The sequence below is a fragment of the Alteromonas sp. G5_S2_22_S1 genome (genome assembly GCF_054968525.1).
Genome location: NZ_JBQKUJ010000001.1, coordinates 282,495 through 302,207, shown reverse-complemented (window position 1 = coordinate 302,207; position 19,713 = coordinate 282,495). Strand labels below are relative to the sequence as shown.

At 45.1% G+C, this 19,713-nt stretch carries 12 protein-coding genes; 7 read left to right on the top strand and 5 right to left on the bottom strand.

All coding sequences use genetic code 11. The features are described from left to right. Nucleotides 1–91 precede the first annotated feature (91 nt). The 3 genes from ACTRWF_RS01380 (at nucleotide 92) to ACTRWF_RS01370 (ending at nucleotide 3,995) form a co-directional block, all read left to right on the top strand. Nucleotides 92–1,231, top strand: a complete 1,140-nt coding sequence (locus tag ACTRWF_RS01380; protein WP_462834982.1) for an alpha/beta fold hydrolase — start codon at nucleotides 92–94, stop codon at nucleotides 1,229–1,231. Then, a complete protein-coding gene (kynU, locus tag ACTRWF_RS01375; RefSeq protein WP_012518165.1) occupies nucleotides 1,224–2,459 on the top strand; it encodes a kynureninase in 1,236 nt (411 codons plus the stop codon). Before ACTRWF_RS01380 ends, kynU begins: the two co-directional genes overlap by 8 nt. A gap of 132 nt (nucleotides 2,460–2,591) precedes the next feature. After that, the gene (locus tag ACTRWF_RS01370; RefSeq protein ID WP_462835077.1) at nucleotides 2,592–3,995 is read left to right on the top strand and encodes a diguanylate cyclase; all 1,404 of its coding nucleotides are present in this window, start codon (nucleotides 2,592–2,594) and stop codon (nucleotides 3,993–3,995) included. 198 nt (nucleotides 3,996–4,193) lie between these two features. On the opposite strand, the gene ACTRWF_RS01365 is transcribed toward ACTRWF_RS01370, so the two are convergent. After that, nucleotides 4,194–5,849 (bottom strand): FapA family protein, encoded by a 1,656-nt coding sequence (locus ACTRWF_RS01365; RefSeq protein WP_462834981.1) that lies wholly within the window; start codon nucleotides 5,847–5,849, stop codon nucleotides 4,194–4,196. A gap of 126 nt (nucleotides 5,850–5,975) precedes the next feature. Further along, a complete protein-coding gene (gene sbcB, locus ACTRWF_RS01360; RefSeq protein ID WP_462834980.1) occupies nucleotides 5,976–7,406 on the bottom strand; it encodes an exodeoxyribonuclease I in 1,431 nt (476 codons plus the stop codon). Between the two features lie 233 nt (nucleotides 7,407–7,639). Between sbcB and ACTRWF_RS01355 the strand changes: the two genes are divergently transcribed. The 4 genes from ACTRWF_RS01355 (at nucleotide 7,640) to ACTRWF_RS01340 (ending at nucleotide 13,032) form a co-directional block, all read left to right on the top strand. Continuing rightward, nucleotides 7,640–8,551: a hypothetical protein gene (locus ACTRWF_RS01355; protein WP_462834979.1), complete on the top strand. Its 912-nt coding sequence runs from the start codon at nucleotides 7,640–7,642 to the stop codon at nucleotides 8,549–8,551. Nucleotides 8,552–8,558: 7 nt separating this feature from the next. Then, the gene (locus tag ACTRWF_RS01350; RefSeq protein ID WP_462834978.1) at nucleotides 8,559–11,285 is read left to right on the top strand and encodes an ATP-binding protein; all 2,727 of its coding nucleotides are present in this window, start codon (nucleotides 8,559–8,561) and stop codon (nucleotides 11,283–11,285) included. Nucleotides 11,286–11,404: 119 nt separating this feature from the next. After that, a complete protein-coding gene (locus ACTRWF_RS01345) occupies nucleotides 11,405–12,448 on the top strand; it encodes an isoaspartyl peptidase/L-asparaginase (protein WP_462834977.1) in 1,044 nt (347 codons plus the stop codon). A 164-nt stretch (nucleotides 12,449–12,612) separates the two neighbouring features. Beyond that, nucleotides 12,613–13,032 (top strand): CBS domain-containing protein, encoded by a 420-nt coding sequence (locus ACTRWF_RS01340; protein ID WP_012518171.1) that lies wholly within the window; start codon nucleotides 12,613–12,615, stop codon nucleotides 13,030–13,032. 77 nt (nucleotides 13,033–13,109) lie between these two features. Here the strand turns inward: ACTRWF_RS01340 and ACTRWF_RS01335 are convergent, their stop codons facing one another. From ACTRWF_RS01335 to ACTRWF_RS01325, 3 genes are all read right to left on the bottom strand, one after another. After that, on the bottom strand, nucleotides 13,110–15,434 hold the full coding sequence (locus ACTRWF_RS01335) for a phytase (protein WP_462834976.1): 2,325 nt from the start codon (nucleotides 15,432–15,434) through the stop codon (nucleotides 13,110–13,112). 14 nt (nucleotides 15,435–15,448) lie between these two features. Then, complete coding sequence (locus tag ACTRWF_RS01330; protein WP_462834975.1) at nucleotides 15,449–16,558, bottom strand: metallophosphoesterase; 1,110 nt, start codon at nucleotides 16,556–16,558, stop codon at nucleotides 15,449–15,451. A 78-nt stretch (nucleotides 16,559–16,636) separates the two neighbouring features. Beyond that, nucleotides 16,637–19,342 carry a TonB-dependent receptor gene (locus ACTRWF_RS01325; RefSeq protein WP_462834974.1) on the bottom strand — a complete coding sequence of 902 codons (2,706 nt, stop codon included), beginning with the start codon at nucleotides 19,340–19,342 and terminating at the stop codon, nucleotides 16,637–16,639. Nucleotides 19,343–19,713 lie beyond the last annotated feature (371 nt).

The window sequence follows — 19,713 nt, the reverse complement described above, 5'->3', positions numbered from 1 at the left end:
CAAGTTTCATAGCGTACATGTAAACGATTTAATCACAGAGTGACATCACTTTAATGTTGCTCTGTGTTTCAACAAAAGAAAAAGTCAGAACATGAAGAACACAGTACACATTACTACTTTTACACGCGCACTATTTATCGCACTTATCTCTTTGCAACAGCTAGCTGTTGCGCAATCAGCTACTTTCAAAAGTGGAATCGAACCGCAGTTCAATTACAAAGACACCCAAGATATTACAGCAAGTAATAAAGACATCCATCGTATAAATACGGCTAGCAAAGACACCCACGTTAAAAGCGACGCGCGCCCCACACAAAGCGCCCCCGAGATTAAGCAACCCGCAAACTCTGACGTTAAGCGAGATGACGTTAAGAATGACACCCATGCTAATACTAGCGAAATTTACAAAGACACCCACGATAAATCTAATGAACTGTCAGCTAGCAGTAAAACGTTAACGCAAGTGCCATATGCTGCGTTGGGTGTCTTGCCAACAAGAGAACATGACGAGCTGTTTAGCTACGGAGAAAGCCCGCTCCAGTCTGTTTACGTGTGGCATGGACGCAATACAAAGCACGATAAGTTTGCTGGAAAAGCTGTTGTGTTTGTTCATGGCGGGTGCTGGTTGAATGCCTACGGTTATGATCATGCAAGCGGGTTTTATAAGGCGTTGGCGGATTTAGGGATGGGTGTCTTCGTAATGGAGTATCGGCGCGTTGGCGACAAAGGCGGCGGTTGGCCTGGTAGCTTAAATGATGTTACTGAGGCCATGATAACGTCGCTTGAACGTATCCGTGGTAATGGACGTTATTCGAAGGTTTATATTGCTGGGCATTCGGCAGGTGGGCATCTTGCTATGCTTGCCGCACAGAAACTGCCGCAATTCACACAAAGCGTTAGCGTTGAGAAAGTCATTGGACTTGCTGCTATCACCGATATAAACGCTTACGCTGTTGGAGCCAACAGTTGCCAGACTGCTACTGCAAAATTCATGCATAGCATGCCGGATGAAAACCCCGAGGCTTATCAAGCTGCCACTCCTAACGCGAAACTTATCAATACACCCATAGTGTTGATGCAAGGTGACGCCGATAGCATTGTACCTAAACTCCACGCTACAATGGCTGGCGCAAAACAAAAGATAATAACAAATGGTGGCCACTTCGATTGGCTACACCCTGACTCTACATCCTTTGATGCTTTACTTGAGGTTATTGGTGAACATGATTAATAAGGTTTTTTCCGCTGAGCAACTTGATGACAAGGACCCGCTAGCACACAAAGCCGGGGCTTTTTCGCTTCCAGACAACACCATCTATTTAGACGGTAATTCTCTTGGCCCTTTACCGAAATCAGCAGAAAAGCGAGCGGTTGAAGTAGTTCAAGAGCAATGGGGGCAAGGCCTTATTACAAGTTGGAACAAACACCAGTGGATTTCCTTACCTCAACAAGTCGGCGACAAAATAGGGGAGCTTATAGGCGCGCAACAGGGCCAGGTCATCTGCTGTGACTCTATCTCTATTAACTTATTTAAAGTGTTAAGCGCCGCGCTTAAAATGAACCCAAGGCGCAAAGTAATTGCGACCACACGTGATAATTTTCCAACCGATATCTATATGGTTCAAGGGTTGTTAGATTTACTTGGCGAAGAGTACAGTATCCGCTATGTAGATGAAGCCAGTATTAGTAGCCAGTTAACCGATGATATTGCCGTGCTTATGCTTACGCAGGTTAACTTTCGAAGTGGGCTTAAGCTTGATATGAAAGGCATTACCGAGCAAGCACATGCAAAAGGGATTTTGACGTTGTGGGATCTTGCCCATAGTGCCGGTGCTTTCCCAGTATGCTTGGATGATTGCAACGTAGATTTTGCTGTAGGGTGTTCGTACAAGTATTTAAACGGCGGCCCCGGCGCGCCAGCATTTATTTATGTTGCGCGCCGTCATCAAGATAGCTATCAGCAGCCCCTGTCTGGATGGATGGGACACAGTGCCCCTTTTTCATTTTCTCCCGACTACGCGCCAGATAGCTCGGTAAAGCAAAACTTGTGCGGTACGCCCGGTGTTATAGGCATGAGTATATTGGATGCGGCATTAGACGTTTTTGACGATGTGTCACTGAAAGCCATCGACGAGAAGTCGAAAAAGCTTCAAGCTTTTTTTATTGCTGAAGCAAAAAGGGCAGGGGTGTTAGAACATTTCGGTGTGGCGAGCCCACCGATTAATTGCCGGGGTAGCCAGTTAGCCCTCGCCCACGATGAGGCTTATGCCATTTGCCAAGCGTGGATTGCTGAAGGGGTGATCGCTGACTTCCGCGCGCCTAATATTTTGCGAATAGGGTTTGCGCCGCTTTATTTGAGCTTCGCCGATGTCGAAAAGGCGGTAACAAGGCTTGCAATAATCATGAACGAAAAACGTTATGAAAATGCGACATTCCAGCAAAGACAGAGCGTTACCTGAGCAATTAGGCCCATATACGCCTAATTGATTGCATTTTTATTAGTTACGCTTAATACTTCGCGGTTGTCTTTGAGCTCGTTAACTGTTTTGGGTGTGTGGTTGAAAAAAATAAGAAAGTATCTTTTTGGTGTGGTGTTGTTTTTAGGCGCGAGTGTTTTCAGCGCTATTCTAAAAGCGGGCCCCGAACAACAAGCCGCTTTTACTCCATCTGAGGAGATCACTTACTGCATTGACCCCAACTGGGCGCCATACGAAGCGATAAGAAATGGTATTCATGTTGGCATCTCAGCCCAATATATGCGGCTGATTGCCGAGATTGCTGACCTTGAATTCACGCTTATACCTACAGAAAGTTGGCAACAGAGCCTAGAATATGTTCAGCAGGGAAAGTGTCAAGTGATCCCTATGCTCAATACCTCGGATTATCGAAAGCAGTTTCTAGATTTCAGTATTCCTTACTTCGAAGCGCCTAATGTGCTGGTGGCGAAGGCAGGTACGCCTATGCTTCAAGGTTATTCCGGCGTAGGTAATCGCACGGTAGGCATAGTTCAAGGTTATCGACAAGTAGAGTATATCTCCCGCAACTATCCGGGGATACGGTTGAAACGTATGCCGTCGGAAGAAGAAGGGTTGAAACAGCTGGCAAATGGTGAGTTTGATGTCATGGTCGGCTCTTTGATGAGCGTAAATATGCACATTAACAACCTAAAATTAAAAGACATTAACATTGTTGGTTATGCAGAGCCTTTCGACTCTCTGGCCTTTGGGGTAAATAAATCGTATGGGCACTTGGTTGATAAACTCAACTTTGCCATCGAGCGGATCCCTGAATCTCGGAAAGTGGAAATATACAAACAATGGAATAATGTTCAAATACGCTACAGCCGTAATTATACCGTGATGATATTGAGCACTATTATTGTGCTAATAGGGCTGTTGTGGTTAATATCGAGGAACCGTCACGTAGGTGCCTACAAGCGTATTATTAATCAGAAAAATGAAGAAATAAGCGCGCTACAGGCCACCTTGCTGGAAAAAAACAGAACCCTTGGCTTTCTTTCTGCCCATGACACAATTACAGGGCTGTACAATCGCAACCATATGATTCAGCGAGCGGAAGAGGAAATCTCTCGCTTCCAGCGCTTTCAAACAACGGCCTCGTTAATCATTCTTGAGCTAACCCACTCTCATGACGATGGGCATTCGCTTGAAGCATCATCGCTGGAAGAGCCGCTTAAAGTGGTTGCCACCCAATGCTTAAATACCGTTAGAGAGGTGGACGTGGTGTCTCGCTTTAGTGGTGAGCAATTTATTATACTTTGCCCACAAACCGAGGTAGGTGCTGCAAAGATACTCGCAGATAGATTACTTAATTGTGTAACGAGTCATTACCTTCTAACCGATAATTTTAAAGTTGCGATTGGCATGTCTGAGCTTAAGCAATGTGAAGAGTTTTCCGACTGGATGGAGCGTACCATGAAAGCCCTGTATCAATCTAAGCGCCACGGGTTTGGTAATGTGAGCATAGCGCCATAAATTTTTGAACGAATAAATATAATGTCTAAATCTACGTCTACTCAACAACGCGTTCTTTTCGTTATTATTAGCGTGTGTTAAGGCTTCACGGCTTAGGCCGTCGAGATACAGGAATAGCTTGAGACCTATGTCGGTAGCATGTGAAAGAAAGCGTGCTTCATAAAGGATAGCTCCTTAGTTAAAGCACGATATCTCCCATTATATCAAAGGCTCGTAGTGCCATTGATGAGCGTCGTAGTGTATTTGCGCACGATCATATTCACGCTCTGAACGCCAGTTTCTGTTATTTAACTTAGCCGATACGCCAGGGTATAGCCGTTTATTGGCGATAAGTTTAATGTCGGACTGGTAGTTTTCTTTAGCCGACTTCACATCATTGGCCTTATTTTCAAGCCACTCTAGCAGCGCGCTTTCATTGTTGAAAAGTTCTAAAGCCTCAGCGGCTTTGTGCTGAAGTTCTTTTGGAATTTTCTTACCTTGGATAAGTGCTATTTTCTCTTTGTGCTTTAAATTGTTCTCGCGAATCTGGCGTAGCAATTCATCTAGCGAGTCTTTTCGTTCAAGGAGTTGATTAAAGCCCGGGCTAAAGTCCACTTTCAACGTACTGCCGGAAACGGCCCCTAGGGTGCCTGCCTCCACGCGATCTTGACTTATTATATCGCAAGCAAAAAGGTTACCCATAGGCTTGTCAATTTGCCCTACGATAACAGCTCCCCCGCAACGCAAGCGGCTGTAGGCCAGCTGCCTGCCTACGGTAATGTTTCCACCGCATTGAATATCAATACCTTGGCCGTGCTGCACGTGGATGCTTCCTGATGCGACTAATTTACATTGGAACTCGCCTTGGGAATCATTCACCTTACCCATAGCGCCTTCGGTGATAATGATATCGCCACCAGCTTCAATATGCGCCGACTCAACAAAACCATTTATGGTTACATCACCGGCCGCTTTAATCTGCATTTTTTCTGTTACATCGCCGTTTACAAGTACCGCTCCCTCGTAATTCACATGCCCTGTACCTACGTTAACGCCATTGCAGATAAAGGTGTCATCGATATTCATAATTTGGTCGCGATACTTAGGCATGCCCGAAATGGTCGACATCAAAAGGTTGGCATCGCCGTCTGACACAACGGTTCCGCTTCCCATTTTAAAGTCGACCCACTCGCCTGCGACGGCAGGGAGTTTATTGCCTTTTACGTCAAAACCAGAGCGACCTTGGGTTGGCGCGGTGCGACGTAACACAGGTGTGTTTATTTTTACACAAATAATTTCGCCTAAGTTGCGCATGTCTACGCGCTCGCCGTCATCTGCCTGAGGCTTTAACACCCGTTCTAGGGCATTAGGAACAAGAGGAATGAACTTAGAGTTTTTACCATTTTTAGCAGGAAGCCCTTTCGCGATAGTTTCTTCTAGCACCGTGCCGGGCTCAGCTCGCCTAGCATTACTCAGCATAGATTCTATCTTTTTGGTGCTTACACCTCGGATGACTCTACTTTTTATCGCCAGCGATTTAATCGTGCTTAACGCGGGTAGCTTTCCACCATAGGGAGTAGTGAGCACAAGGTTCGCGTGCATGCCGTCATCGGGAACACGGAATTCTACTTCCGCGTTTTTACGTTCGCCAATTCTTTCTTGAACGATAGTCCCATCACCTGTTTTAAAGTAATGGTTAGCCGTGTCACAGGCAGATTTGAGCGCTTTTTCTGAAACGTAAAGACGTTTGGTTTCGCCGCTTTCTAACTGCTTTTTTATTTCCCGTATGTCTACTTCTGAGGTAAATTCAGAAGGGTTGAGCATTAGGTTGATATAGGTTCTAGATTTATCGAAACTTATTGTTACGCCATTCATGACATCTTTATTCCCTTGCGCGCGTGTATTGTTATTATCGGCAGCATTATTTCATTCCTTGACTTCGTCTAATAAATTGCTGTTTTTCTGTCAATGTTCTTAATTTAAGGCGTTCTAAAACCGCCGTCAAAGGTTTTCGGCATATTGATAGAGAGCCCGTAATATCGCTTGCTTTTCAGGGTTGTCACTGTGCTCGTGAGCCAGAGATTCAAGCCTCATCATATAGTTTTCCAGCGTTATAGAACCGTGAAAATCCGGGTCGGTAAGCCGCGCCTGACGGTGGTACTGCCATTTTGTCATTTCGTCGGCAGTAAGCGTATTGGGGTAGTTTCTTGCGCGATATCGAAACAGCAATTTTTTCAACCGTTCGTGCTGCGTTTTATCACCGAACGTCGCTAAATCTTCTGGTTTAGCATTTATCACATTTTCACACCAGCGCCGGTCTTCATCGCTAAGGAACCCGCCGCTGTATAGCGCGTGGTCAATATCAAGTTCGCTGCTATGTCGCTCTTCTTCATATATTGCCACAATTTTACTAACTAAATCTGGTGTGCTTGCCAGCTTTTTGTAGTTATCTAAGCAGCGCTCGCGGTCTAAGCCGAGCCGCTGTGCATTGTCTTCTGTCATGGCTTTGGCTGTGGTAATGAAAGGAGAGCGGTTCACGTGAATAAGCTTAAGCCCCGGGCGCTCTCGCGCATCATCATACGTATCGGAAGGCGCGTACAGTGCTTGCTTAATTTCATCTGCAGAATCATTTAACACGCTGTCTATATCGTGAGACAAATCAATCACGATAAACGCATTGGAATTAGTCGGGTGTTTAGCAATCGGCATAACCCATGTACAGCAACCCTGTGAGGCCGGCAGCTTTGACGATATATGAAGCAATACCGATGGCTTGCTCAAATCTATTTGCTGCATAACGGTATGCTTATTACGCAAAGAAAGCGCGTAGTCGAATAAGCGCGGCTGCTTTTCTTTTATCAGCTTGGCAAGAGATATGGTGGCGTAAACGTCGTTTAGCGCATCGTGTGCGTTATCATGTCCGATATTATTGGCAGCCGTTAATGCTTCAAGCCTAAAACTTGGCGAGCCATCTTCTCTCAACGGCCAATTGATACCGTCTGGTCTTAACGCATAGCAGGCTCTTGCTACGTCGATGATGTCCCAGCGGCTATTTCCATTGCGCCATTCTCTTGAATACGGGTCGTAGAAGTTTCGATAAAATAGATAGCGGGACACTTCATCGTCGAAGCGAATACTATTAAAGCCCACGCTACAGGTATTCGGCGTAGACATCTCATGATAAATTTTTGCAGCAAAATCAGCTTCGTTTGAGCCATCTCTAATGGTTTGTTGAGGCGTGATCCCAGTAACAAGACACGCTTCTGGATGAGGCAGGTAATCGTTAGCAATTGCGCTCATAATATTGATGGGCTTACCAACGACATTTAAGTCCATGTCCGTTCTAACAGCGGCAAATTGGCAAGGGAGGTCTTTTTGTGGGCTTGTGCCAAAGGTTTCGAAATCGTGCCACAAAAATGTAGGTGTATGCATAACCACCAGTATGTTATCAATGAAATATTGAACGCAGTGTACACTGCGTAAAATACAATACCAAATGTTGATGGTTATATAGGCAATGCTGAAGGGAGTATACGCAGCAAAGGCGACTGTAAAACATTCATTCACTTATAATCTTTAGTCTTAGCTGCACTGTAAATGACTTGCGCAACCCCCGTTTGCTGTCTAGTTTATACCTTATAAAAATTAATACGGATATTGTTTGTTTGTCGTCTTTTACACCCAAGTCAACATTAAGCGAAGCGAAAGGTACGTTCGGGCTTACCGTTGTGCTTGCGGTCGTACTTGTCATACTGGTTGTGGGGCTATTTGAGGGTAATATTAAAGCTGCGGCAATAGCCCAGACGTATTCAGCACTAGAAAAAAGTGCCGCAAATGCGGAAGCCGCGGCCGATATGCAGGTACTTCAGTATACCAATGCACTTAATTTCCTGCACCAAACACCACCTATTAGCGGCATAGTTCGGGCGACAGCAAACGGTAACGTAGACCCAAAAGATAGCACCACGTTAGATCAATGGAAACATCGTTTAGAAACGATATTTGTTGCTTTTATTGAGAACAACAGTGAAATTGACCAACTGAGAGTGATTCAGTCTAATAACGAAGGGAGCGAGGTTATTAGGGTGGAGCGCGAGGGTGGCGCTGTCATTATCGCCAGTGATATCGACTTACAAACAAAGGCGTCGAGAAATTACTTCAAAGAGAGTGTAAAAAGCAACAAAGGTGAGTTTTACATTTCTAGTATTAACTTAAATCGTGAATACGGAAAGTTGGAATTCCCCTATAAAGCGGTTATCAGGTTGTCGCTTCCTATATTAAGTGATGCTAATGAGCGTTACGGCTTTATAATAATGAACGTAAACGCGCGCTTTTTGCTTGACCAAATGAAACAGGCGCTTGCGCAAAATCAATCGCTTTATGTAACTGATAATGAAGGTTACTTTACCTTACACCCAGATAGCGATAAATCCTTTTCTAAAGATTTGAACCCTTCAATAAACTGGCAAAGTGAATTTGTGCAACCGCTAAAGGCTGGAAGAGCGAGGCTCTCGCCAGTGGAAGGGGAAAACATCCTATATAGCGTCTCGCGTGCATTCACCATTGTTATTCAATGATAAACGAATGAGTGTTTATAGCGTATTGGTGGCGGTGACGATAATATTCACGGTTGCATTGCTGTTTTTTTACCGAAGTAATCGTAAGAATATCGAACTTGCAAAGGTCCGCGGTGAGTCAGTGGCAATTGTTGCAATATCTAAAGACGCTATTTTTAGCGTAGACGCTTTTGGTAAAGTGAAAAGTTGGAACATGGCAGCTGAATCCCTTTTTGGTATACCCAGCCAGGTCATTATAAACCAACACTTCTCCTCGTTTAAGCCGCTGTCACCGCTTGGTTTAGAAACCGTTCTCACCAAGGGCGGTAAGCAAGAGACATTTACAACAGCGTATATAGACGGTGAAAAAAACGAGCACAAACTTCTTATTACTGCATCGACGATATGGGGTGATAACTCACAATTTTCTGGCGTTGCCGTTGTCATTCGAGATGTGACTGATGAACACAAAGCTAAAGATGCGATAGAAAGAGTTAATTTTAAGCTTGAAGAAAAAGTGGTCAGTAGAACGAAAGAGCTGACGAAGGCAACGGAAGAGGCGCGTAAGGCGAGTAGCGTAAAAAGCTCATTTATTTCCAATATTAGTCATGAAATGCGTACGCCATTAAATGGGGTGGTTGGTTCACTGTCATTGCTCAAACGCCAGCCTCTCAATGATAAGGCTGAGCAGTTAGTGTCTATGATGGAAATTAGCTGTAACAATTTAAGCGTTCTAATAAACGACGTTCTCGACCTATCGAAGATTGAAGCGGGTAAATTAGATATTAACCACCAGCTTTTCGAACCTTTAACGCTGATAGAGTCTTTGGCGAAAGTGTTTGCGGTGAAGGCTGCAACTAAGGGGCTTGAGCTAATAGTTGATACCACGGGGCTTCCTCGTGTAGAGATTAATTCCGACCGCCATAGGCTAAATCAGGTATTAAGTAACTTATTGAATAACGCCATCAAGTTTACAGAAAAAGGACACATACAGCTAAACGCAGCGTTATATGAAAACGACGCAGGGTTACAAGAATTGCATTTTAGCATAAGTGACACTGGCGTAGGTATCGCCCCGGAAAGTCAACCAAAGCTATTTACTGCATTTATTCAAGCCGATGCTTCCGTTGCGACTCAGTATGGTGGAACAGGGCTTGGCTTGTCTATTTGCAAGCAGCTGACACAGCTGTTAGGCGGGGATATAACGTTTAAATCTGTGGTAGACGTTGGAAGTACATTTTCATTTTACGTTACGCTTACTGAAAAAACTCCAGATACCGAAGCATCATTTGAGCGCGCGCTAGAAATGGAAAGTGCAATGCTAAGTGGTATCAGTATAGGCGTATCGGCTGGCTATTCGCCTCTAGAAGAGAATATCTGTAGTTTGGCGATGCATGTGGGGGCAGATGCCTACGTGTTAGACAGCAATACCGATAAAATTGAGTGGTCGACGTTCAACGCGGTTATTGTTGATGAGTCTAGCCCCTTGATTAACGATTTAGACGATATCTGGCATGCGCATACTACTGAGCAAGAAGCCTGCGCTTTACCGGTGGTTTTCATCCTTCAAAAAATAGAGGGAGCGCCTTACCAATTTAACCATATACAGCCAATTTATTTACCTAAACCGCTGTTTCGTTCAAGTTTTACGCTTGTTCAACAGGGAATCGATGCAGCGCTTGGGGGATACTCATCGTCAATGAACGAACTTCATCCCAGTGACGGAAATGGTCCAAGTGACGACGCTTTCGAGACGGTTAAACAGACATCAGACCCTCAATTGTCTATTGAAGACGCTAACCTACTTATTGTTGATGATAATTTGATAAATAGAGAGGTGGCCAAAGGCGTACTGGAAAGCCTGCCTGGTAAGATGTTTACCTGCTGCGACGGTGAGGAAGTTATTGCATTTTTGCAAAAATGCGAGAAAAAAGGGCGTCGTATCCACAGTATTTTGATGGATTGCCAAATGCCGAACATGGATGGATATGAAACCACCCGGGCTATCCGTGAGGGTAAAGCTGGCCCGCTGCATGCCAATGTGCCCATTATCGCGATGACTGCCAACGCCATGCTTGGCGAGAAAGAGAAGTGCTTAGAAGCCGGCATGGACGATTTTACGACTAAGCCCGTAATTGCAGACGTGTTGATCCCCAAAGTTAAGCAATGGCTTATACACCAAACGATGGCATTAAAAAGCGAAGACGCTAAGCGTAACAACGAAATAAAGAGCGATGCGCCAGCCCTTGTGGATAGCCTGCTAAACGCTATCAATAAAGAAGCATCTTGTAGCAGTGTGCAAGAAGAGGTGTCGATGGATGACCATATGAGCAGTCACAGCGATACTAACGAAACTGTCACAGCAACAAGCGCCAACGAGTCTAATGCTTTAAGCGATATACCAGCGCCAGATAATGGAAAGGTGAGAGAGAGTTGGGATAAAGACGATGCGATAGCGCGAATAATGGGGGATAAAGCGTTGTTTTCTCGGGTTTGCGAACTTTACTCACAAAGTGCGCCTGATAAGTTAAAGCAGTTAAAAGGTGCTGTAGAGGAGCAAGACTTTACACAAGTTCAAGTGCTCTCCTTAAAGCTTAAGGGCATGTCAGCGGATATCGGTGCTGTGCAACTTAAAAAAGACTTTGAGCTAGTGTGGGAATTATCTAAGGGGGCACAGTGGGAAAAAGTCAAAGCCCTGCTTCCTTCCATAGACGACGATCTTAATACCTTCATTGAACTTCTTGCCGTGGCCTAGCTTGTTATTTCTTATTGTGTCATTTTAACGTTTAAGGGTTATAAAGCCTGCTTTAACTGCGCTGAATTAAATGGTAGTTAATTCAGTACTCATAATAAAAGCGTTTAGGAGAATGTAATTTGAACTTAGCTCGTTTTAGCGTCTCATCTAATGGTTGGTATAAAACCTTATGCACCTTCAGCGTGGTTACCGCCGCATTATTAGCTACCAATGCGTTAGCCCAGGAGCCGAAGGTGGCAATAGCTATTCACGGAGGCGCGGGGACTATTTTAAAATCGTCCATGACGGCAGAGAAAGACGCCGCCTACAAAAATGTGCTATCGAAAGCGGTAAAGCATGGCTATTCGCTTTTAAAAGAAGGTGAAAAAGGCGAAGTTGCCGTGGTAGAGACTATTAAAATTCTTGAAACGTCACCGCTTTTTAACGCGGGCATAGGCGCGGTTTATACCTTTGACGGTGAGCATGAGCTCGATGCTTCTATCATGCATGGAGGCAGTAAAAACGCGGGCGCCGTTGCTGGCGTTAAAACAATACGAAGCCCTATTGAGGCAGCATTGCTGGTAATGAATGAATCGCCCCATGTCATGCTGTCGGGTGAAGGTGCCGAACAGTACGCTAAAGAGAACGGGCTAGAGCAGGTTAAAAACACAGTCTTTGATACCGAGTTTCGCAAACAAGCGCTAGATAAAGTAAAAGCGCGTATGGAAAAGGCATCAAGCGGTTACGGAACGCAACAGGGGAATGAGCGTTTCGGTACGGTGGGGGCCGTGGTGTTAGACCGCGGTGGCAATATCGTGGCAGGCACCTCTACCGGTGGAATGACAGCCAAACGCTACGGAAGAATTGGCGATTCACCAGTTATAGGTGCGGGTACCTATGCCGACAATGAAAGTTGCGCAGTGTCTGCGACAGGGCACGGTGAGTTTTTTATTCGATACCATGTTGCGGCTGATATCTGTGCCCGCATGAAGTATCAGGGGCTAACGTTAGCAAAAGCAGCCGACACTGTAGTCAACGATGTGTTAGTTAAAGCGGGCGGCGACGGTGGTGTTATTGCTATTGATAGTGTTGGTAACATTGCGATGCCGTTCAATTCTGCGGGGATGTACCGCGCTAGCATCGATACAGAGGGTAAAGTGAGCATAGCAATCTATAAAGATTAGTTGTTATTTTATTGTTAATTACGCTGGCTTGTGGGTGAGTATAGGTCTAATCTTTAAGTGTGGGGGAAAATTGCTTTCACAAGTGGTTAAAAACAATTGATGTGCCGTAACGCCAATAGTTAGCAGTATCGGTCTCATTGGGCGCCACGGCTGGAGAAATGAAAATGGAATCGTTGCAAGTCAGTGATTATATGAATACTCACCCAGTGAAGCTTAATATCGATATGCCCGTTGCGCAGGCTGTCGAAGTATTATTGGCCAGCGGACAAAGCGGAGGCCCGGTACTAGATACCAAAGGAAGGGTGGTTGGCTTTCTTTCAGAGCAAGACTGTATTGCTCAAATGATCGCGTCGAGCTATTACCGAGAGCAAATTTGCAGAGTGGGGGAAATTATGAAAACCCCCGTGGTGTCTGTAAAGCCATATATGTCGGTAATAGAATTAGCGCAGTTATTATTAAAAGAAAAGCCTCGCGTTTACCCTGTAGTTGATGATGACGGAGTGCTTTTAGGCTGCATTAACCGAACGGCAGTGCTGCGTGCGATAGACGTTCAGCTAAATGATGGCTACCAGCGAGCAGGGTAAAAGCCTTTCTTAAAGCGTTGAAAAGAAAGGGGGTTGCCCCTCCTTTTCAACGCATAATGGGTTTATAACTTGTCTAATTAATGTTTCGTTGACACCAAATTTCTTATGGCCTCTTTTAAGCGTGTACCTGAAACCAGCTTAAAGTTTTGTGTTTCAGAGGGCATGACATTTCGTCCATCCTGGACTACCCAAAGACCTTCGCTGTAAACGCCACCTAAGTTGGCGTTCGTTACTTCAAGTCCATCGGTTTCTGAAACCCCATCAATTGAGTGATTCATATCGGCGGTAATGCGAATAAGCCCCATTAAGGTAAGCTGGTCGGCGTTTTTACTATTGATGTTGTAGATTGCATAACTATTGTTACCTTGGCTTGATGCAATAAGGTACGTTTGAGCATCAACAGTAAACAGGGCCAAGCCCTCCATGTCCGCCTCTACTGGTGGGGCTATTGCAGAAACGAAAGTAGGCTCGTGTTTAGTAGAGCTAATATCCATTGACCAAATGCCTGCACCTTCTTCACCAAAGTACGCTGTGTTGGTTTGTGTATCTACCACGCAGCCCTCAGGTTGTGAGGGAAGAGAAAACGATTGGGTAAGCGTTCCTTTAGTTTTTTTATTTTTGTCGAAAGAGACTTCATAACGTTCGAAGAGGCCGCTGGTATCGTTAGCAAACACCTGAGCGACGCCATTTTCTACAAACAGGCACATGCCGTAAATGTCGGTAAGTGTTGTGTCAATTTCACCTAAATGAGCAAGCACGCCAAACTTATCTATTTCAAAGACAGACAAACTATTGTGTGAACGGTTCGAGGCAATAGCAATATCGGTAAACGTGGTTTCGCCGCTGTTGTTCATATTGGCTATCGCTACGTTATACCCCACATCAACGTTATTTACTCTTCCCACAGCTAAGCTTTGTTGTTGATGACCTAAAAGATCATAAGTATTGAGTGCACCTTTTTTGTCGGTGCCTAGTATGCGGCTTTGCGAAGGAGACTGGGCGTTGACCCAAATAGCCGGGTCGTCAGCGGCGTCACCGTAGTTTTTCACAGGCTGGGTCTCGGCGGAAGGTAATACACGCGCAAGCGCGTACTTCGGCGAACGGCTTCCAGCATTGGCTATTGGCTCCTCATCTTTAGAAAGACACCCATGGTTAAAATAAGCTGCGCTTAATTCGCTAGATAGCTCTGCCGAAAAGAAATTGCCTGAGGCATCATCATCAACTATCACAGAAATTCGCGGGCCTTTTTCATATTCATAAAACGCTAAATGAATAAATTCGGGCTCAATGGTTTGCGGTACTCCAGCTAAGTCATACTGCAAGGTTATGAATTCTGTCTGGCATTGGCTTTGTAACCATACGCCGCTTTTATTTGGGCTTACCCAGCCCAGCAGGCTGCCTTTAAAAAGTGATGTGTTGCTCGATAAAGTGCTCACACCTTCGATAGCGATATTAGCGTTATGAAAAAACAATTCTTTTTCTAACTCACTTTCAATGTCGGCATTAACTTTCCAAACGCCCGCAAATTCATCGGCTAAGTAAATAGAGTGAGTAAGCATATCAAGGCTACAGCTTTTCATGCCCGGGCCTATGGCAAAATTACGAAGCGGTAAAAATTGATTATCGTGTATTTCGAACTGGTTGAGCGTGCCCGTGGCATCAATATTTACAATATGCGGAGCACCTTGGGCAGTGACGGCCGCGCATATGGCTTCTGAGCCTTTGGCGGACTGGGTAAGCTGTTGTTGTATATTGAGGGTATCAGGGGCGAGTCGATATGTCTCAATGTGTTGCGTATTGTTATTAAACACTACCATGGACACCCATTGTTTATTTTCAAACTCGGCTATTTCCGCACTCGCAAGAACAAAACTACCCGCAATAAACCTGGCTTTTCCTTGGCTATTACTGATTGAAATTCCTTGGTGTTCGTTTAACTGAAGTTCAATAGTGTGGGTGTCATCGTTAGTTTGTGCATTTAACGCTGGGGCCAATTTTTCATTATCGGTAGCATGGGTGTCTTTGTAAGATTTGTTCGACGCCTTCGGAGTTTCTTGCTCGTTAGCGTGGGTGTCTTTGTAAAATTTGTTCGACGCCTTTGGAGTTTCTTGCTCGTTAGCGTGGGTGTCTTTGTAAGATTTGTTCAAGGCCTTCGGTGTTTCTTGCTCGTTAGCATGGGTGTCTTTGTAAGCTGTTTGTTGATTATCGCTACGATAGTAAAGCGTTTGGCTAAACCCATTTGCAAGTTGTTTGAGCTTTAACACAGGTTCTTGTATATCAGCCTGTGGTTGATGGCTTGCTTTGCCTGCAGTTGCACAGCTAAAAAGTGTGGCCAGCATGCCGGTAAGGAAAAAGGTTTTGCCCATTGTGGGGTATATGCGTGTAATTTTTTGTTTATCCATTGTGATTAGTTACCTTAAAGCGTGCTGGATGAAGATGCAGTGTTAGGCTTATTTATTGTGTGGGCATAAACCTTCTTCCCCTGGTGGTCTATGTAATTAAGGAATATGCTTTTGGCCGTCATGCTCACGCTAACAAAACCACCAGTAGATTTAGCGTATTGAGTAAATTCGTAATTTCCAACGGGGCGCACCTCAGAGCCGCCTCCCGATACCACATGAACTAACTCATCGCCGGCTAGCTGATTGTGCTGTAGGTCGTGTTCGTGCCCCGCGATGTATAGGTTAACGTTGTGTTTGTGAAAAACGGGCTCAAGTACCTCTTTGATCGAGTTTGTTTTACCGTAACGTTTACCGCTTGAGTACAAGGGGTGGTGGCCAATAACTACCTTCCACGTATATTGGTCTTGTGCCAACATTGTATTTATCCAAGAAAGCTGCTCAGAGGTGCCTTGCTCATAGGCTTCTTGATATTTAGCTTCTCTCGCATAGTCAGGGTTAAGGGGTGAGGTATCGATAAACAACAACAGTGCCGTTGCTCCATCATCTAACGCTAACGTCTTACTGTAATACTGAGCTGGCATTTCCCATCGTCGGCTTTTTACGCTGTAGTCTATTTGTGCCTGCCAATTTCCGCGGTAGTCGTGGTTACCCAGTACTGGGTGCCAGTTGATGAAAAGATGAGGCTGGTGATAGACGGCTTCGTAAGACGATATCCAGTACGGGTCATCAACCGATGCTATCCCGTTGTCGTAAAAATTATCGCCTGTGGTGGCGATAAACTCAGCATCTAGCTGGTAGCTGGCAATATCAAGCCATTTGGCTACGTGTTTTTGATAAAAGTGCCCGTTGCGCCCCCAGTCTCCCAACGTTAAGAAGGAGACCGCTTCATCCGGCACCGACAAATCTGCAATGGTCGTTTTTTCATAGTAGGCGTGCGAGTGAGGGGCGGTTTGGGTGGGCCCCGTATTGATAGGCGCAATATCCGTAGGCCCGATTTGAGAGGGGCCTTGTTGCTTTGCCTGCGCCCAAGCTGAGTTAAAGAAACAAGCGAAACAAAGCATGATAATTAACAAAGTAACGAAAGACGGCTTTGATGTAGCGGGTGATGTGGGTAAAACGTGCATGAAAGACTCTCTAAAGCAGGTGCTGCAGGCCTTTTTTAGCGGCCTGCGCGCCTGATTATAAACAACAAATTAACGTAACTAGTTTAGCTGCCAAGTAAAACCTAGCTCGAACGTACGGCCATACTCTTCGTACTGCGCGTTTTGACTGCGCGTATCGAAGTAGTTGTAGAAAGGTTCATCACCTAAGTTAATGCCGTTAAAATATACCTGCATGGTGTCGTTAATGTAGTAACGTGCCATGAAGTCCATTTGTACATGGTCATCTTCAAATCTCAGCATATCGCCGTCAATTTCTTCAAAGTTTTCACTTTTATAGGTGGTGGCAAGTCGTACGCTAAAATCATTGGCCTCATAGCCTATGGTTAAGTTGCCAATGCGATCAGACTGATTCGGTAGCTGCGTTTCAAACTTCTCGCCATCCAAAAAGGTGGTTGCTTCAGAGTCGGTGAAAGTAGCGTTGGCAGACACGATAAAACCGTTGTTAAAGGCTTTTACCCAAGAGAGCTCTAAGCCGGTCAAATCTGCAGAGTCGCCGTTGATGGGTTGAATGACCTCTTCGAAGCCTTCCCAGCCCGCGGTACCTGCAACATCGGCATAAACAACGAAATTATCGATATTCTTATAAAAAAGACCGGCTGAAATGACGCCAACGTCGCCAGGGTAGTATTCAAGAGATAAGTCAACGTTCTGAGCTTCGTAAGGCTGAAGCTCTGGGTTACCTACTTCTGCTTCGCGTTCAGTAACAAATACACCATCGTCTTCTTCTGTTTTGCTTTCGATTATTTGAAATGCTGCGACATCTTCAAACTTAGGTCTAGAAATGGTTTGAGTGTAAGCAGCGCGAAGCTGTAGCTTGTCAGAAAATGTGTATCTAGCGTTCACGCTAGGTAGCCAGTGATCATAGTCACGCTCCGCTTCCCAAGGCGTATTCACCACTTCTTCTACGTCAGTTTGCTCGTTTTCAACAAGCTCTACGCGCATGCCCGAAGTTGAAAAGTCAGTACGCTCGTAGCGAACACCAGCGACCAAGTGAAGCTTTTCAATATCTACGCTGCCCATGATATAAGCGGCAAAGATGTCTTCTTCGTTTACGTACGTAGCACCGCGAGATTCAACGTCTGAGTTTAGGCTATCAACCTCAAGGCTCTCACGGTTATCGTTAAAATAACTGCGCATTACGCCTCGGTTAAGCCCTGGACCGAAATTGTCGAGTGAATAATCTGGGCTTGCTGCGCCAAATTGAGCGGCATCTAGGTCATCAAAGTCACCATCGAAAATAGTGATACTGCTGTCTCGGTCTTTCTCTCGGCTGCGGTATTTTGAACCAAATTTTAATTCACCGATGTAGCCACCTACATTAATAGGGCGCGCCGCATCAAATTTGATGCTGGTTTCGGTATCTTTGGTGTAGTTATCTTCAAAGCTTATTTCATCTACTTCATAGGTCGACAAATCCATGGCATCAGCATTCTGTGAAACAGTAGGGCGCATGGTGTTTAAGTCGGCATCAATGCTGTCATTCTCTGTTTTAAATATATAGTACAAAGCGTCAGGTTCATCTTCGTCAGATTTTGCGTAGCCTAGCTGCCAGTTCGCTTCCCATGTATCTAGCTGATGTTCACCGCCTAACGCGACCGTGAAGATACTTTGGCTTTCAAAACGATCTTTACTTTCTCTTTCAATTTCCGAATCTTCGCCGTCAAAGGTAAAGATGTTGCCTTGGCGGTATTCATCGTCAGAAAATTCACTGTATAAAGTGCGTAAGAAATATTGGTTGTTGAAGTCAGGGCGAAAGTCTATGTTCAACGCACTACCTAAACGCTCCCGTGTGATGGCGTAGTGGCGCTGTTCAAGTTCGTCGTCACCGTTGCTTTCTACATTATCAGAACCAAAGTCTCTATCGAAATATGAAACAGCACCGGCAACGCCCCATTTCGATGAAAGTTTCTTGGTAAAGGTACCTGATACTTTTGGGCTGGTTTCATCGCGCAAATCATTTTGGCTTGCTTGAACAGTAACGCTTGCGGTGTCGCGAGCCTTGTCAAACGCACTAACGCTCTTAACGGCTACTGAACCACCTATGGCATCACCATCCATATCAGGTGTGACAGATTTCGATACTTCTAGTGTTTGAATGAGTTCTGAAGGAATGACATCCAGGGCAACAGAGCGCACGCCAGACTCAGGCGAAGGAATGTTTAACCCATTGATGGTGACATTGTTTAAGTTTGGATCGATACCGCGGATCCCTACAAAGCGACCTTCACCTTGGTCACGTTCAATAGAGAGGCCGGGCAAGCGCTGTAGCGATTCTGCTGCGTTTTGGTCAGGGAATTGGCCAATGGCATCTGCAGAAACAATCGAAGATATGCGGTCAGAAACTCGCTGCTGATTAATGGCGCTTGCCTGTCCGCTTCGTTGCCCTCGTACCAGTATCTCGTCAATGGTCTCACCGCTACCGAATTCGACTGAGGCCCGCGCTATGTCATTGTCTTCCACCTTGATGGTTTGCGTGACGGTATCTTCACCTAAATAAGAAATTTCTAGCGTGTAAGTGCCTTTAGGAATAGAGGGAAAGCGAAAAGTGCCGTCTCGGCCTGCCTCAGTAACAAGTCCTAATTCAATAAGCTTTATTTTAGCGCCGTTGTAGCTTCGGGCCTTAGCGGCATCTTTTACAGAGCCAATGATTACGCCATCTGCCGCCAGAACAGGAGAAGCAATGCTGAGGCCAAGTGCCGTTACGCAAGCAAGTGCAAGAGAAGAGTACGCGGTTTTAATTTTCATTTATTTTCCAATCAATTAAGCAGTCAAAAGGAGTGTTAAGTCAGCACTAAGTTAGTGAGGAAGTTAATGTGTGAGTACCCTAAGAACGCTGCATGACAGTTATATGACGATTTGATGTTAGTAATAAGACCAAGGGGTCAACGCCATAGATTTATCAATTTATTGAGCTAATTTGACCCTGCCTTATCACGTTGATTTACATCGGGTTTTAGCGATAGAAAAGAGAAATAGAGAATATTCGCCATCAAGATGTCACATTAATGAGCCAAACTGACCCTCGACACTGCGAACATATTTAGGCAAGACTCTCGTTTTACTTGGAAGTTAGATGACGGCGCTATGCCGTACCGTACGTGCTTGGTCTGTTTGAC